The 14,075-nt window shown below is 72.1% G+C and carries 16 protein-coding genes and 1 tRNA gene; 8 read left to right on the top strand and 9 right to left on the bottom strand.

Going from position 1 to position 14,075, the window contains the following annotated elements:
• Positions 1-48 precede the first annotated feature (48 nt).
• The 6 genes from VNM44_RS11475 to VNM44_RS11450 form a co-directional block, all read right to left on the bottom strand.
• A tRNA-Arg gene (locus tag VNM44_RS11475) sits at positions 49-120 on the bottom strand.
• Between the two features lie 77 nt (positions 121-197).
• Complete coding sequence (locus VNM44_RS11470) at positions 198-1,292, bottom strand: ferric reductase-like transmembrane domain-containing protein (RefSeq protein WP_325626016.1); 1,095 nt, start codon at positions 1,290-1,292, stop codon at positions 198-200.
• Positions 1,289-2,227 (bottom strand): FAD:protein FMN transferase, encoded by a 939-nt coding sequence (locus tag VNM44_RS11465; protein WP_325626015.1) that lies wholly within the window; start codon positions 2,225-2,227, stop codon positions 1,289-1,291. Before VNM44_RS11465 ends, VNM44_RS11470 begins: the two co-directional genes overlap by 4 nt.
• Positions 2,217-2,501, bottom strand: coding sequence for a hypothetical protein (locus VNM44_RS11460; RefSeq protein ID WP_325626014.1), 285 nt, complete (start codon positions 2,499-2,501; stop codon positions 2,217-2,219). Before VNM44_RS11460 ends, VNM44_RS11465 begins: the two co-directional genes overlap by 11 nt.
• 57 nt (positions 2,502-2,558) lie before the next feature.
• Positions 2,559-3,899, bottom strand: coding sequence for a HAMP domain-containing sensor histidine kinase (locus tag VNM44_RS11455; RefSeq protein ID WP_325626013.1), 1,341 nt, complete (start codon positions 3,897-3,899; stop codon positions 2,559-2,561).
• Positions 3,893-4,573: a response regulator transcription factor gene (locus tag VNM44_RS11450; protein ID WP_325626012.1), complete on the bottom strand. Its 681-nt coding sequence runs from the start codon at positions 4,571-4,573 to the stop codon at positions 3,893-3,895. Before VNM44_RS11450 ends, VNM44_RS11455 begins: the two co-directional genes overlap by 7 nt.
• A 32-nt stretch (positions 4,574-4,605) precedes the next feature.
• Between VNM44_RS11450 and VNM44_RS11445 the strand changes: the two genes are divergently transcribed.
• The 3 genes from VNM44_RS11445 to VNM44_RS11435 are packed head-to-tail and all read left to right on the top strand — an operon-like array spanning position 4,606 to position 7,055.
• The gene (locus VNM44_RS11445; RefSeq protein WP_325626011.1) at positions 4,606-5,280 is read left to right on the top strand and encodes a hypothetical protein; all 675 of its coding nucleotides are present in this window, start codon (positions 4,606-4,608) and stop codon (positions 5,278-5,280) included.
• A gap of 44 nt (positions 5,281-5,324) precedes the next feature.
• The gene (locus tag VNM44_RS11440; RefSeq protein WP_325626010.1) at positions 5,325-6,260 is read left to right on the top strand and encodes a penicillin-insensitive murein endopeptidase; all 936 of its coding nucleotides are present in this window, start codon (positions 5,325-5,327) and stop codon (positions 6,258-6,260) included.
• A gap of 27 nt (positions 6,261-6,287) precedes the next feature.
• Positions 6,288-7,055 carry a dienelactone hydrolase family protein gene (locus VNM44_RS11435; RefSeq protein ID WP_325626009.1) on the top strand — a complete coding sequence of 256 codons (768 nt, stop codon included), beginning with the start codon at positions 6,288-6,290 and terminating at the stop codon, positions 7,053-7,055.
• A 58-nt stretch (positions 7,056-7,113) separates the two neighbouring features.
• On the opposite strand, the gene VNM44_RS11430 is transcribed toward VNM44_RS11435, so the two are convergent.
• The 3 genes from VNM44_RS11430 to VNM44_RS11420 form a co-directional block, all read right to left on the bottom strand.
• Positions 7,114-7,557, bottom strand: coding sequence for a hypothetical protein (locus tag VNM44_RS11430; RefSeq protein ID WP_325626008.1), 444 nt, complete (start codon positions 7,555-7,557; stop codon positions 7,114-7,116).
• Between the two features lie 156 nt (positions 7,558-7,713).
• Positions 7,714-8,100: a type II toxin-antitoxin system death-on-curing family toxin gene (locus tag VNM44_RS11425; protein WP_325626007.1), complete on the bottom strand. Its 387-nt coding sequence runs from the start codon at positions 8,098-8,100 to the stop codon at positions 7,714-7,716.
• The gene (locus VNM44_RS11420; RefSeq protein ID WP_414652972.1) at positions 8,097-8,288 is read right to left on the bottom strand and encodes a ribbon-helix-helix protein, CopG family; all 192 of its coding nucleotides are present in this window, start codon (positions 8,286-8,288) and stop codon (positions 8,097-8,099) included. Before VNM44_RS11420 ends, VNM44_RS11425 begins: the two co-directional genes overlap by 4 nt.
• A 96-nt stretch (positions 8,289-8,384) precedes the next feature.
• Here VNM44_RS11420 and VNM44_RS11415 point away from each other — a divergent pair, with 96 nt between their 5' ends.
• The 5 genes from VNM44_RS11415 to VNM44_RS11395 all read left to right on the top strand — a co-directional run bounded on the left by VNM44_RS11415 (position 8,385) and on the right by VNM44_RS11395 (position 14,049).
• Positions 8,385-9,347: a DMT family transporter gene (locus tag VNM44_RS11415; protein ID WP_325626005.1), complete on the top strand. Its 963-nt coding sequence runs from the start codon at positions 8,385-8,387 to the stop codon at positions 9,345-9,347.
• Between the two features lie 76 nt (positions 9,348-9,423).
• Positions 9,424-10,296, top strand: a complete 873-nt coding sequence (locus VNM44_RS11410; protein ID WP_325626004.1) for a xanthine dehydrogenase family protein subunit M — start codon at positions 9,424-9,426, stop codon at positions 10,294-10,296.
• Positions 10,297-10,301: 5 nt separating this feature from the next.
• Entirely contained in the window at positions 10,302-10,805 is a 504-nt protein-coding gene (locus VNM44_RS11405; RefSeq protein WP_325626003.1) for a (2Fe-2S)-binding protein, read from the top strand.
• Positions 10,805-13,153 carry an aerobic carbon-monoxide dehydrogenase large subunit gene (locus VNM44_RS11400; protein ID WP_325626002.1) on the top strand — a complete coding sequence of 783 codons (2,349 nt, stop codon included), beginning with the start codon at positions 10,805-10,807 and terminating at the stop codon, positions 13,151-13,153. The genes VNM44_RS11405 and VNM44_RS11400 overlap by 1 nt, the downstream gene beginning before the upstream one ends.
• Positions 13,150-14,049, top strand: coding sequence for an XdhC family protein (locus VNM44_RS11395; protein WP_325626001.1), 900 nt, complete (start codon positions 13,150-13,152; stop codon positions 14,047-14,049). The genes VNM44_RS11400 and VNM44_RS11395 overlap by 4 nt, the downstream gene beginning before the upstream one ends.
• Positions 14,050-14,075 lie beyond the last annotated feature (26 nt).

Here is a 14,075-nt window from a genome sequence, read left to right as displayed (position 1 = left end):
CGGCGGCTTTACAGGGCTTTCAGGCGAAATCGGCGTAGCTACTGGGGATGCCCCCGACTGGAATCGAACCAGTGCACGCGGTTTAGGAAACCGCTGCTCTATCCACTGAGCTACGGGGGCGCGCCGGTGAGGGTAGCGGCGTCGAAAGCCGGGGATTGCGGCGTCGCTCGACGCGGAAAGACGGCGCCCGATTGCGGTCAGGCGGTTGCGGCCGGTGCAGCCGTGCCGCGCGCCCGGCCGACGACGGTGCCGTCCCGGCCGATGCGAAGCGTCAGGTCGACCCGCAGACGCTGATGTGGTGAGCGCAGCGCGGCGACGAGGCTCGTGCCGTGGAGCGACGTGATCTCGCCGCGGTACAGGGCCGTCGTCGTCCCCATGCGGACGCGGCTCTGCTCCATCGCCACGCCGCCGTCCTCGAGCGGGATGCCGTGGATGAGGATCTCGAGGTGGTCCTTCGTCGCGCCGCGGAGCGCGCCGTCGATGCGGAGGGTGAGCCGGCCCTGCTCGTTCACCTGCCCGATCGTCAGCGTGCCCGCGTACCGGGCGGTGAACGGCGTCTGCACGACGGCCGACGGGAGTCGCGCTGCGACGGGACGGGCACGTCGAGGCGCCGTGGCGGCGGCGACCGCCGCACGGGCCGCCGTGCCGCCCGCGCGCGCCGACCAGCCGGGCGCGAACGGGCCGCCGAGCGACCACGCGGCCGCCACGAGGACGGCCACGGCTGCCACGCCCGCCGCGAGCGGACGCCGCCGTGCCTCACGTCCTGCCGGTGCGAGCAGCCTGACCGCGAGCAGCGCGCCGACCAGCCCGACGCTGCCCGCATAGAGCGCGGCGGCCCAGATGGTTCGCGTGTCGCTTCCCGTCCCCAGCCCGTGGAGCGTCGCCGCGCCGTAGACGGCAAAGGCGAGCACGTGGATCTGCCTCCAGAGGCGATGACCGATCCGGCGGCGCAGCCGCGAGCTGACCCACACCGCGAGGAGGAGGTAGAGCGCGACGATGCCGAGGCTCATCCATATGGGCCGGTAATGCGAGGCGAAGGGAACCAGCACGGCGGCGAGCCCGAAGTGGGTGAAGGGATCGATCGCGACCGCGAAGACGTGGACCGCGATGAAGACGAGGGCGAGCAAGGACACGTAGCCGTGCAGCTCGTTCGTGACGAGGCGCGGCCAGCGACTCGACTGCCAGCGATTCCGGAGGACGAGCCCGAGCGCGACGGCGGTCGTCAGGAGCACGTAGGCGATCAGGCCGCCCGCGCGCGCCGTGTCCCACGTGACCGCGTTCCAGGTGGTCACGCTGCGTGCGGGAGGTCGTACGAGGGCCAGCGGCCGACGCGGATCTGCGCCCCGGCGTTCGTGACGAGCAACCCGGCGAGCCCGAGCCGCTCGAGGACGCCGGGCGCGAGCCGCGGTCCGGCGACGAACGCTGCGGTCGAACCGGCCTCGGCGATGCGACACGTGCCGCCGGCGACGGTCACCTCGCGGAGCCCGCTCCCCGCCGGCTCTCCCGTCTCCGGGTCGACGAGGTGGTGGCGCTCGATCTCGCCTTGCCGCCAGTGGCGCCGGGCGATCCCGGAGGTCGCAAGCGCGCCCCGGACGAGCGGGACGACCGGGCCATTCGGATCACCACCCACGAGCACGCTCCAGGCTCCGGCGCCAGGCGGGAGCCCGCGGACGGCGAGGTCGCCGCCGGCGCTCACCAGCGCCGCGTCGATTCCGAGGCGCGCGAGCAGGTCGAGCGACGCGTCGACCGCCATTCCCTTGGCGATCCCGCCCAGATCGAGCTCGCCGCCCGGCGGCAGGGTGACGACGCCGGCTGCGCGGTCGACGGCGATCCGCCGCCAGGCACCGCCGCCGCGCGGACGGGCCACCCGCCCGCGTGCATGACCGATTTCTTCGAACGACCGGTCGTAACCGATGCGCACGAGCTCGTGCCGCAGCGTCGGGTCGAAGAGGCCGCCGGTCGCGCGCGCCGCCTCGAGCGCCGCCTCGACCGCGCCCAGGAGGATCGGGCCGACGCGCATAGGCGTCCCGGCGCTCGCGTTGAGCCGCGAGAGCTCGCTCAGCGGCCGAAACCGGCTGAGTGCCTCCTCCCACTCCGCGAACAGCGCCTCCACGGCCTGCGTCGCCTCGCGCGTCAGGCGGTCGGACACGAGCAGCTGGATCTCGGACCCCATCGCGCGGAACCGGTGGGACGACATGCCGCACGGGACGGCGAGCTCAGGAGACATTCGTCTGGGCAACCGGCGGCGAAAGCGGCGCCGCCGAGCCGTCGTCGAACGCGTACCCGCCCGCACGCTCGTCGAAGTACGTGGCCGGGGCGGAGGCCGGCGACGACGACGCGGTCTTCGCCGCGCTCTTGGTGGACCCGACCGCGTGCTGTGCCGCGAGGCCGAGGAACGCGGCGAAGCCGAGCGCGGAGGCCGCTGCCGCCCGGCGGCGGAGCAGCCCGAGGCGGGCCCGATGTCGCCGTCCGGGGCGCTCTGGACGTTCGCTCGTATCCACGTGACCGACGGTAGGCGCGCGACATGAGAACGGGATGAGAGGCCGCTCGGAAGCGGCTCAGCGTGTCGAGGGAAGCGAGATCCAGACGTCCGCGCCTCCGCCGTCTCGGGCGATGCCCGCCGAGCCCCCGTGCGCCTGCGCGACCGCCTCGACGATCGCGAGCCCGAGGCCACTCCCCCCGCGACCGCGTGCGTCGTCGCCACGCGAGAACCGCTCGAAGGCGCGCGCGGCGACGTCCGACGAGAACCCGCGCCCCTGGTCCCGGACGTGTAGCTCGACCCCCGCACCCTCTCGCCGGGCACTGATCGTGACCGTCCCCTCGCCGTGGCCGAGCGCGTTGTCGACGAGGTTGCGGAGCGCTTGCTCGAGACGGAGCCGGTCTGCAGGCACCTCCGTGTCCGTCGGGATCTCGACCGCGATCCGTCGACCCTCGTGCGACGCCCGCTCGGCGAAGCGGTCGGCGGTCGAGCGCGCCAGCTCGCCGAGATCGACGGGCTCGATCCGCAGGCCGAGCGCCTCCTGGTCGGAGCGCGCGATGAGCAGCAGGTCCTCCGCGAGGAGAACGAGCCGGTCCGTCTCATCGGCGGCCGAGCCGACGGCCGCACGGAGCTCCTCTGCGCTCCGGGGGCGGCGGAGGGCGAGCTCGAGCTCGGTCTTCAGGAGCGCGAGCGGCGTGCGCAGCTCGTGGCTCGCGTCGGCGACGAAGCGGCGCTCGTGCTCGAGCGCCGCCTCGAGCCGCGCCAGCATCTCGTTGAGGGTCGTCGCGAGGTCGTGGATCTCGTCGCGGCTCGGCGGCACCGGGAGCCGCGCGCCGGGCGTCGTCGCGGAGATCGCGCTCGCGCGGCGTCGCATCGACTCGACGGGCCGCAGCGCCGCAGCGGCGAGCAGGTAGCCGCCGAGCGTCGCCAGGAGCAGCCCGAGCGGCCCGGCCACGAGCAGGCCGCCGAAGAGGCGGTGAAGCGTCTCCTCCGTCTGGCGGAGCGGGTGGGCGACGACGAGCACCCGATCTCCGTCCGGGGCGGCGAGCACGCGCCAGCGATTCAGCTCCCCGGCTCCGAGGGAGACAGTCGTCAGGACGTCGCCGCGCCGCGCCGCCGCCACGACGGCCGGATCGAGGAGCGCAGGAAGCGAGACCGGATCCGATTGCACGACCCGCCCGTCCGGGCCGACGACCTGGGCGACCATCCCGGACCGGCGCGCGTCCGTGTCGAGCAGCGAGCCGTCCTCCGCGTGGGCGAGCGACTCCGCGGACTGTGCGCGCAGGTCCTGGTCGACCGAGCTGCGGAGCGCGTCCTCGACGCGGAGATAGACGAAGCCGCCGAGCGCGAGGAGAAGCGCCGCCATTGAGACTGCGAACGCAGCGGCGAGCCGCCAGCGGATCGGGATCCTTCTCAGCACCCCGAGGGCTCGCGCAATCGGTAGCCGACGCCCCGCACGGTTTCGAGCGAATGGCAGCCGAACGGCCGGTCGATCTTCTCGCGGAGGTAGCGGACGTAGACGTCGACCACGTTCGACCGGGTCTCGTAGGCCATGTCCCACCCGCGTTCGAGCAGCTCGAGGCGCGTGAGCACCGTTCCGGGCTGCCGCATGAACACCTCGAGCAGGGTGAACTCCTTCGCCGACAACTCGATCTCGGTGTCGTCCCGCCAGACCCGGTGGGCCGCCGGGTCGAGCCGCAGCGACCCGACCTCGAGCACGGTCGGCCGCTCGACCGGGCCGCGCCTCGTCAGCGCGCGCAGCCGCGCGAGCAGCTCCGGGAACGAGAACGGCTTGACGAGGTAGTCGTCGCCGCCGACGTCGAGGCCGCCGACGCGGTCCTCGACGCTGTCGCGCGCGGTGAGGAAGAGCACCGGCGTCCAGACGTCCGCGGCGCGGAGCTCGCGGCAGACCTCGAATCCGTCCTGTCCCGGCAGCATGACGTCGAGCACGATCGCGTCGTAGGGGCTCGCGCGGGCCATCCAGACCGCGTCGTCGCCGTTGGTCGCGACGTCGGTGGGGTGTCCTTCCTCGGCGAGGCCCCGGGCGACCAGGGCCGCGAGCTTGGGCTCGTCCTCCACGACCAGCACGCGCATCGCGTGCATTGTGGTCGCAGCGGAGGGCTCTCATGGTCCTCTCATCCGGGTCGGGTCAGATGGGGCCCGTGCTCGACGTGTCGCGAGAGGGGAAGACGAGGATGCGCGTCGGCGCCCGTCCCGTCGTGCGGACCGGCGGGAGCGAAGGCAACACGCGCCTGACGGCGGCGACCGCGGCGATCCTCCTCGTGCTGCTCGCGGCCGAGGGCCTGACGCTGCTCGCGATCGGGCCCCTCGTGTCGGCGCACGTCTTCATCGGGATGCTGCTCGTGCCGCTCGTCGGCCTGAAGCTCGCCAGTACCGGCTATCGCTTCCTGCGCTACTACACGGGCCATCGCACGTACCGGGCGGACGGCCCGCCGCATCCGCTCCTGCGCCTGCTCGGACCGGTCGTCGTGCTCTCGACCGTCGGGCTGTTCGCGAGCGGCGTCTCCCTCGTGGTGCTCGGCCCGGCGGGAGGCGTGGTGCTCGGCCTCCACAAGGCGAGCTTCGCCGTGTGGGTCGCCGCGATGTCCGCCCACGTTCTCGCTCATTTCCTGCGCGTGCCGCGGCTCGCCGCGGCCGACTGGCGGAGCGACGAGCCCCTGCCGGGCTCGTCGCTGCGCCGCTGGCTCCTCGCCGGCTCGCTCGTCGCCGGTCTGGTGCTGGCGGTCGCCACGGTGCACCTCGCCGGCCCGTGGCACCAGTACGTCGGCCTCGACGGATAACCGGGCGGAGGAACCTCCGTCCTACGGGCGAAGGACGTCGGTTCATGGGCTGGCGGTTCGACGAGGTGTGGCTCGACACGGACGTGCTCTGGTTCCGCGAGCAGCCGCAGCCCTCGGGAGCCGCCGCAGTGGCCCTGCCGCCCGGCGCCACCGATCTCTTCGACTTGTTGTTCGCACCCGTCCCGACGGGGCTCGACGAGTCGCGGCGCCGACGCCTCGCGGCCCAGGCAGCGCGGCGGCGACGGCTCGCGACGCGCACCGTGCCGGCGGTCGCGCTCGTCCTCGGCTCGGCGACGATGCTGCCGATCGCCGCGCTCCGGCATCGCGCGGCCGCGCAGGAGCTCGGGCCGCTGCTCGAGGATCCGCCGAGCCTCACCTTCCGGGCCGACGAGTTCGGCTTCCAGCTGCCCGAGAAGCCCGCGCCGCCGGTCAAGGCCCCGAAGACCGAGCCCGTCCGCGTCGAATGGCACCACGCGCGCTCGGTCGGCCTCCAGTACTCCGGCAGCCTCGTGGACGGGACGCAGCTTCCGGTCGAGGGCCCCGACTGGGTGACGTGGAACCCGAACACGGACTCGACCCCGAACCTCCCTTGGCGGCTGTACGGGAACGAGCACACCATTCGGCGGATCCTCGCGGTGGTGACGGCCTTCCGGGCGGCGCACCCGGACGCGCCGAAGGTCGTCGTCGGGGACATCAGCCTCCGCCACGGCGGACGGATGGACCAGCACGTCTCGCACCAGAACGGGCTCGACGCGGACATCTACTACCCGCGGCTCGACCGACACCTCCGAGCCCCGATTGCGACGAGCCAGATCGACCGGCCGCTCGCGCAGGACCTGCTCGACCGCTTCGTGGCCGCGGGCGCGAAGATGGTCTTCGTCGGGTTCTCGACCGGGCTCCACGGCCCGAGCGGCGTCGTCATTCCGTACCCGAATCACGAGAACCACATGCACGTCCGCTTCGGCGCGCCGCCCGAGTGACAGGCGGAGGAGTAGGGTCGGGCGGCGATGTGCTTCGAGCTCGACTCCGTTCCGCCGATCCCTGCGATCTCGGGCGGGGCGCCCGTCCGGTCGGAGGACGTCGTCCTCGAGGCGGCGGACGGAACGAGGCTCGCCGCGTTCGCGGCGCAGCCCGACGACGGCGCCCGAGTCGGCATCGTCGTGCTGCCCGACGTCCGCGGCCTCTACCGCTTCTACGAGGAGCTCGCGCTCCGCTTCGCCGAGCGCGGCTACGCCGCCGTGGCGTTCGACTACTTCGGGCGCACGGCCGGCGTCTCGAAGCGCGACGACGAGTTCCCGTACATGGATCACGTCGCGCAGACGACCCCCGAGGGGATCCAGCAAGACGTCCGCGCGGCCGTCGAGCACCTGCGCTCGCCTGCGGGCGGGGACTGCGAGGTCGTGTTCGCGGTCGGCTTCTGCTTCGGCGGCCGGCACGCGTGGCTCTCGACAGCGGGCGGGCACGGGCTCGCCGGTGCGGTCGGCTTCTACGGCTCGACGGGCGAGCGGAACGGGGCGCCCGGGCCGACGCAGCGCGCGGCCGAGTTCGAGGCGCCGATCCTCGCCCTCCAGGCGGGCGACGACCAGAACATCCTCCCGGAGCACAACGCCGCGTTCGACGAGGCGCTCACCGCGGCGGGCATCGAGCACGAGGTCGTCGTGTACGACGGCGCGCCGCACAGCTTCTTCGACCGCCGCCAGGAGGACTACGCGGAGCAGTCCGCCGACGCCTGGGAGCGGACGCTCGCGTTCATCGAGCGACACAGCCCTGCCTGAGCGGCGACCGACGAGCCGGCGGTCGCCTGCGGGACGATTCGACCGCCACGATGCTCCTCTAGTGCAGAAGCGTTCGCCGCGGCCGGTGGATGTGCCAGGCCCCGCCCGAGCCGGCGACGACGACGGCCAGCGCTGCGATGACGAGCGAGACAGGCCCATACAGCCACCACTCGGGCTCGCCCCTGCTCCAGGTGAACGCGGCCAGCGTCTCGAGGAGGAAAGCCCCCGCGAGCGCCCAGGCAAACAGCCGAATCAGCCGCTCGGAGACGAACTCCTGCTGCCAGAAGCCGACCCGTGCCAGGACGACCAGCACCGCGACGACGAGCAGTACGACAACGGCGGCGGCCACGACGCGGATACCGATCGACGTCGACTGATGGAGTCCCCAGGTGCCCCCGAGCATCCAGTACACGTGCGTGCCGAGGGGGCCTGCGGCCAGACCGGCGACCAAGGCGAGCGCGGCGACGCGGACGCGACTCGACGCGTCCTTTCTCTCGGCCATCGAACTCCTCCTTCCTGCCTCACGGATCATCCCGCGTCAATGTTCCGCCCTCATCGGGGAGCACGCGGAGCCTCGCTCGGGCAACTACCGATCGCACAAGCCCCGCCGACGAGGTGCGCTCGGACAGACGCTGACGGCGCAAGCGGCTTCTGTCTCTCAGATCGAGGTGAGGCGGCGCCCGACGTGCTCCGCGAGAGCCGCGACGTCGAGCGACCCCGCCGCGGCGCCCACGACCATAGCCTCGGCCTCGTCGACGCCGAGCTCGAGGTCGCGGCCGTTCAGCAGGCAGAAGACTCGCGCAGCCGACCACGCGAGGCGCTTGTTGCCGTCGACGAGCGCGTGGTTGCGTGCGACCGAGTGAAGGACGGCGGCGACCTTCTCGGCGAAGGACGGGTAGGCCTCGGCTCCGAACGCGGAAGCTCGTGGCCGGTCGGCGGCCGCGGCGAGCAGCCCGACGTCACGGACCTCGACGGTCGGCAGGATCGCTTCCGCGATCTCGAGCAGGTCGTCGACGGAGAGGTAGTCGAGCTCTCCGCGGCTCACCGCGAGAGCCGGTCGAGCAGCTCCGCGTCCTCGGTGCGCACGCGCTCCATGGCTCGACGGAGTCGCGCCGGGCGGTCGCTGACGTACTCCGCAATGGCCGCGCGCGCGACCTCCTGCATCGACCGTCCCTCCTCCGCCGCCTTGCGGCGAAGCGCCTCGGACTCGGCGTCCGTGAGACGGAGGTTCATCGCCACGACTGTATGGTACCACCGCGGTACCACGAAATACCGGCGACGGCCAGGTCGTTGAACACCCTTGTTGCCGCCTTCGAGCCGAGGAGACGGGTGAGGACGAGGACAGCCACGCTGGGAGTGCTCTTCGCGACGACGACGGCCGTCGTCTGGGGCGGGCAGTTCGTCGTCGGCAAGTCGGCGCTCGAGAGCGTGAACGCGTTCCCGTTGTCCACGATCCGCTACGCGCTCGCCGCCGCGCTCTGGTTGCTGGTGCTCGTCGTGGTCGAAGGGCCGCGCTCGCTCCGCCTCGACGGACGCGGCTGGCGGTTGTTCTGGCTCGGCTCCCTCGGCTTCGCCGGCTTCAATCTGCTCGCCTACACGGGACTCGCGCATGCGCGGCCCGAGACCGCCTCGCTGATCGTCGCGCTCGGCCCGCTCCTCACGGCGCTCGTCCTCTGGCGGCGCACGGGACGGCGCCCCGCGCGTTCGACCTTCCTCCTGCTCGGCGTCGCGTTGCTCGGCGTCGCGCTCGTCGTCAGCGCCGGCCACCCGAGCTCGATCTTCCACGGGGCGCTCGGGTGGGGTGAGGTTCTCGTCCTCGGCGGTGTCTTCAGCTTCATTCTCTACAGCCTCGGCGCGGCCGAGTTCAGCGAGCTGTCGCCACTCCGCTACACGGCACTGACGGCGTCGCTCGGGTGGCTGACGATCGCCGGCGCCACGGTCGTCGCGATCGGGACCGGCCTCGTGGAGCTGCCGTCCGCAGAACAGCTCTGGTCGGTCTCCCCGCAGATCCTCTATCTCGCGATTCCCGGCGCATTCGTCGCCGTCCTCACGTGGAACGCGGCGATCGCCTCGATCGGGCCTCAGAACGCCGTGCTGTTCAGCAACCTGATCCCGGTCACGACGTTCGCGATCGAGATCGTGCGCGGCTACCGGCCGAACGTCGTCGAGCTCCTCGGCGCCGGGCTGACGATCGGCGCGCTCGTCGCGAGCAACCTCCTCGCACGCAGGTCGCAGAGGCGCGTGCTGCAGGAAGCGGCTCCCCGGGAGGCCGGACTCCCCGAAGCCGCGTAGGGCGAATCCGAGCGACGTTCGCTCGCGTATGCTCGGACCGAGCGTTCCTGGCGTCCCCGATCCGAGGAGGGAACCGGTGTATCCGTCGCGCTTCGAGTACCTCGCACCCACGTCGGTCGAGGAGGTGATTGCGGCGCTCGGCGAACGCGAAGGGGCGAAGGTGATGGCGGGCGGGCAGAGCCTCATCCCGGTGCTGAAGCTCCGCGTCGCGTCCGTCGACACGGTGGTCGACGTCAACCGCGTCGCCGGCCTCGATGGGATCGAGGAGGCCGATGGAGGGCTTCGGATCGGCGCCCTCGTCCGGCATGTCGAGGCCGAGCGCTCGCCGCTCCTGACGAAGCGCTACGGCCTCCTCGGCGCCACGGCGCGGCTGGTCGCCGACCCGCTCGTCCGGAACCGGGGGACGATCTGCGGCTCGCTCGCGCATGCCGACCCGCAGGGCGACTGGGGCTCGGCGATGCTCGCTGCGCGCGGGAGCGTGGTCGTTCGCGGCCCGAACGGGGAGCGGACGATCGCGGTCGACGAGCTCTCGCTCGGGCCGTTCATGACGACGCTCCAGCCGGACGAGCTGATCACGGAGGTTCGCGTCCCCGACCCGGGGCCGCGGACGGGCGGCGCCTATCTGAAGCTCGAGCGGAAGGTCGGCGACTTCGCAACGGCCGCGGTCGCCGTGCAGGTGACCATGGACAACGGAAGCGTCGGCCAGGTCGGGATCGGGCTCACCGGAGTCGGCGCGACGAACGTTCGCGCGACCGCCGCCGAGGATGCGCTCCGCGGCAGCGAGCCCACGGACGAGGCGATCGCCGCGGCTGCGAGGCTCGCCGCCGAGGCGGCCGAGCCGCAATCCGACAACCGCGGCACCGCGGACTACAAGAGGAACGTCGTGCGCGTCTACTGCGAGCGCGGCCTTCGCACTGCGATCTCGGCCGCCCGGGCCGGCGAGGAGTGACCGACATGACCCAGCTCGAATCGCCGACGACCACGGGCCTCCACACGGTCGAGGTCACCGTCAACGGGCAGGCGCGCTCCGCCGAGGTCGAGGCGCGGATGCTGCTCGCGCACTTCCTCCGCCAGACGCTCGGTCTCACCGGGACGCACATCGGCTGCGACACGACGAGCTGCGGCGCCTGCGCCGTGCTCGTCGACGGCACGCCGGTCAAGTCCTGCACGGTCCTCGCAGTCCAGGTGCACGGCGCCGAGATCACGACGGTCGAGGGCCTCGCGAAAGGCGGTCAGCTGCACCCGATCCAACAGGCCTTCCACGAGGAGCACGGCCTGCAGTGCGGCTTCTGCACGCCGGGGATGATGCTCACCTCGGTCGCCTTCCTGAAGGAGAACCCGAGCCCCACGGACGAGGAGATCCGCTGGGCGCTCTCCGGGCAGATCTGCCGGTGCACCGGCTACCAGAACATCGTCAACGCCGTTCAGGCCGCGGCGACGACCATGAGGGAGGCGTGATGTCCACGACGCACGAGGTCCGGGGCGTCGGCCACTCCGTCAAGCGCAAGGAGGACGCACGCTTCATCCAGGGCAGGGGCCAGTACTTCGACGACATCACCCTCCCGGGAATGCTGCACATGGAGATCCTCCGCAGCCCCTACGCCCACGCGCGACTGAAGTCCATCGACACCACGGCCGCATCCGCGCTGCCGGGCGTCGTCGCCGTCGTCACCGGCGAGCTGATGGCGCAGCACAACCTCGCGTGGATGCCGACGCTGTCGGGCGACACGCAGGCCGTGCTCGTCACCGACAAGGTGCGCTACCAGGGTCAGGAGGTCGCCTGCGTGATCGCGGAGTCGGCCTACGTCGCGAAGGACGCGCTCGAGCTGATCGAGGTCGAGTACGAGCCGCTCGACGCCGTGACGAGCCCGCAGCAGTCCTCGGCCGAGGGCGCGCCGCTGATCCGGGACGAGAAGGAAGGGCAGACGGACAATCACGTCTACCACTGGGAGGCGGGCGACAAGGACTCGACCGACCGCGCGTTCGCGGAGGCCGACCACGTCGTGGCCCTCGACACCTTCTACCCGCGCTGTCACCCGGCGCCGCTCGAGTGCTGCGGCTGCATCGCCGACGTCAACCCGGCCACCGGCAAGGCGACGATCTACCTCACCTCGCAGGCGCCGCACGCGCATCGGACGCTCTTCGCGATCGTCGCGGGCCTACCCGAGCAGAACATCCGGATCATCAGCCCCGACCTCGGTGGCGGGTTCGGCAACAAGGTGCCGATCTACCCGGGCTACGTCGTCGCGACCGCGGCCTCGCTCTTGATCGGACGGCCCGTGAAGTGGGTCGAGGACCGCACCGGGAACCTCATCTCGACGGGGTTCGCCCGGGACTACCACATGCGCGGGGAGCTCGCGGTCAAGGACGGGAAGATGACCGGCCTGCGGGCGACGCTCCTCTCCGACCAGGGCGCGTTCTACGCGGACGCGCAGCCGTCGAAGTTCCGCGCGGGCCTGTTCCACATCGTCACGGGGTCGTACGACATCCCGGCGGCGCACGTCGTCGCGGACGGCTGGTACACGAACAAGGCGCCGGGAGGCGTCGCGTACCGCTGCTCGTTCCGCGTCACCGAGGCGTCGTACCTGATCGAGCGGCTCGTCGACAACGCGGCCCACGAGCTCGACGTCGACGCGACGCAGTTCCGGCTCGACAACTTCATCCAGCCGGAGCAGTTCCCGTACCACTCGGCCACGGGGTTCGTCTACGACTCGGGCAACTACCCCGAGGCAATGCGCATCGCCCTCGAGAAGCTGGGCTACGAGGACCTGCGCCGCGAGCAGGAGGAGGCCCGGAAGGAGGGCCGCCTGCTCGGGATCGGGATCTCGTCCTTCACCGAGGTGGTCGGCGCAGGGCACGGCAAGGAGTACGACATCGCCGGCCTGCGCATGTTCGACTCCGCCGAGCTGCGGGTGCACCCGACGGGAAAGGCGATCCTGAAGCTCGGCGTCAAGGCGCAGGGTCAGGGCCACGAGACGACGTTCGCGCAGATCGTCGCGGAGGAGCTCGGGATCCCTTACGAGGACGTCGAAGTGCAGGAGGGGGACACCGACAACACGCCCTACGGCCTCGGCACCTATGCGAGCCGCTCGACCCCGGTCGCCGGCGCGGCGACGACCGTGATCTCGCGGAAGCTGCGCGAGAAGGCCCGCGAGATCGCGGCGCACCTGCTCGAGGCGTCGGCGGACGACATCGAGTTCGAGGCCGGACGGTTCTTCGTCAAGGGCTCGCCCGAGAGCGCGAAGACGATCCAGGACGTGGCGTTCGCCGCGTACACGAACCTCCCGGAGGGCATGGAGGCGGGCCTCGAGGGCGTCACCTACTACGACCCGCCGAACATGACGTTCCCCTTCGGGACCTACGCCGTCGTGGTCGAGGTCGACCGGGGGACAGGCCAGTGGAAGCCGCTCAGGGTGGTCGCGGTCGACGACTGCGGCGTCCGGATCAACCCGATGATCGTCGAGGGGCAGATCATGGGCGGGCTCACGGAGGGCTACGCGATCGCGGCGATGCAACTGATCGACTTCGACGAGGACGGCAACTGCATCGGCTCCAACTTCACGGACTACCTGATCCCGACCGCATGGGAGACCCCCGAGTTCGAGATCGGCGAGCTCTCGACGCCATCGCCGCACCATCCACTCGGCGCGAAGGGCGTGGGCGAGTCGCCGACGGTCGGGTCGCCCGCCGCGTACGTCAACGCCGTGATCGACGCGCTCTGGCACGCCGGTGTGAAGAACATCGACATGCCGCTGACGCCGGACAAGGTGTGGGCGGCGATGAACGAGGCGGGGATCGCCGAGTGACGGATCCCTCGCCCAGGCTCGACCGCGGGGCGGTGCTCGTCGAGGCGGGCCGGCTGGCCGCCGAGGGGCAGCCGTTCGTCCTCGCGACCGTGTCCTCCGTGCGGCGGCCGGCCTCGGCGCGGATCGGCGACCGTGGCATCGTCACCCCGGAGGGAAAGCTCGTCGGCTGGGTCGGGGGCGCCTGCTCGGAACCCGCGGTCGTTCGCGAGGCGCTGCGCGCGCTCGCCGAGGGGACGACCCGGCTGCTCCGCATCTGCCCTCCGGGAAGCTCGAGCGGAGAGGAGGGCGTCGTCGTGGCCGAGAGCTCCTGCGCGTCGGAGGGAACGGTCGAGGTGCTGATCGAGCCGCAGCTGCCGCAGCCGCTCCTCGCCGTGGTCGGCGAGAGCCCCGCGGCCGTCACCCTGCGTGACCTGGCGATCGCGGTCGGGTGGGGGGTGACGACCGACCTGGGCGCAGGAGCCGAGGCGGTCGTCGTCGCCACGATGGGCCGCGGCGACGCGGAGGCGCTCGACGCGGCCCTGGCGACCCCGGCGGGGTACGTCGGGCTCGTCGCGAGCTCCAGGCGGGCGGGCGTCGAGCTCGCGGCGCTCCGCGAGCGCGGCCTCGACGAGGAGACGCTGGCCCGCGTCCGGAGCCCGGCCGGGCTCGACCTCGGGCCGCTCACCCAGCAGGAGATCGCGGTCGCGGTGCTCGCCGAGCTCGTCGCGTGGCGCCACGATCGCGGGCCGCTCGGCGACCTCCCCGTCGAGGCGGTCGATCCGGTGTGCGGGATGACCGTCGCCGTGTCCGGCGACACGCCGAGCGCCGAGCACGAGGGCGCGACGTATTTCTTCTGTTGCCCGGGCTGCCGCGGGCGCTTCACGCGGAACCCCGAGAAGTACCTCGCCTCGGCGTGAGCCGGTTGGTGTCCGACTTCGCGTCG

This window comes from Gaiella sp., from assembly GCF_035558935.1.
Classification (GTDB): Bacteria; Actinomycetota; Thermoleophilia; order Gaiellales; family Gaiellaceae; genus Gaiella.
Note: the sequence above shows the minus strand (reverse complement) of the source record. Positions and strands in the feature narration are given on the sequence as shown.

Excerpts from the sequence above, each read along its gene's own strand:
- VNM44_RS11435 (WP_325626009.1), top strand. The coding sequence starts at position 6,288 with ATGTGCTTCGAGCTCGACTCCGTTCCGCCGATCCCTGCGATCTCGGGC.
- VNM44_RS11450 (WP_325626012.1), bottom strand. The coding sequence starts at position 4,573 with ATGCGCGTGCTGGTCGTGGAGGACGAGCCCAAGCTCGCGGCCCTGGTC.
- VNM44_RS11440 (WP_325626010.1), top strand. The coding sequence starts at position 5,325 with ATGGGCTGGCGGTTCGACGAGGTGTGGCTCGACACGGACGTGCTCTGG.
- VNM44_RS11445 (WP_325626011.1), top strand. The coding sequence starts at position 4,606 with ATGGTCCTCTCATCCGGGTCGGGTCAGATGGGGCCCGTGCTCGACGTG.
- VNM44_RS11420 (WP_414652972.1), bottom strand. The coding sequence starts at position 8,288 with ATGAACCTCCGTCTCACGGACGCCGAGTCCGAGGCGCTTCGCCGCAAG.
- VNM44_RS11405 (WP_325626003.1), top strand. The coding sequence starts at position 10,302 with ATGACCCAGCTCGAATCGCCGACGACCACGGGCCTCCACACGGTCGAG.
- VNM44_RS11465 (WP_325626015.1), bottom strand. The coding sequence starts at position 2,227 with ATGTCTCCTGAGCTCGCCGTCCCGTGCGGCATGTCGTCCCACCGGTTC.
- VNM44_RS11430 (WP_325626008.1), bottom strand. The coding sequence starts at position 7,557 with ATGGCCGAGAGAAAGGACGCGTCGAGTCGCGTCCGCGTCGCCGCGCTC.
- VNM44_RS11400 (WP_325626002.1), top strand. The coding sequence starts at position 10,805 with ATGTCCACGACGCACGAGGTCCGGGGCGTCGGCCACTCCGTCAAGCGC.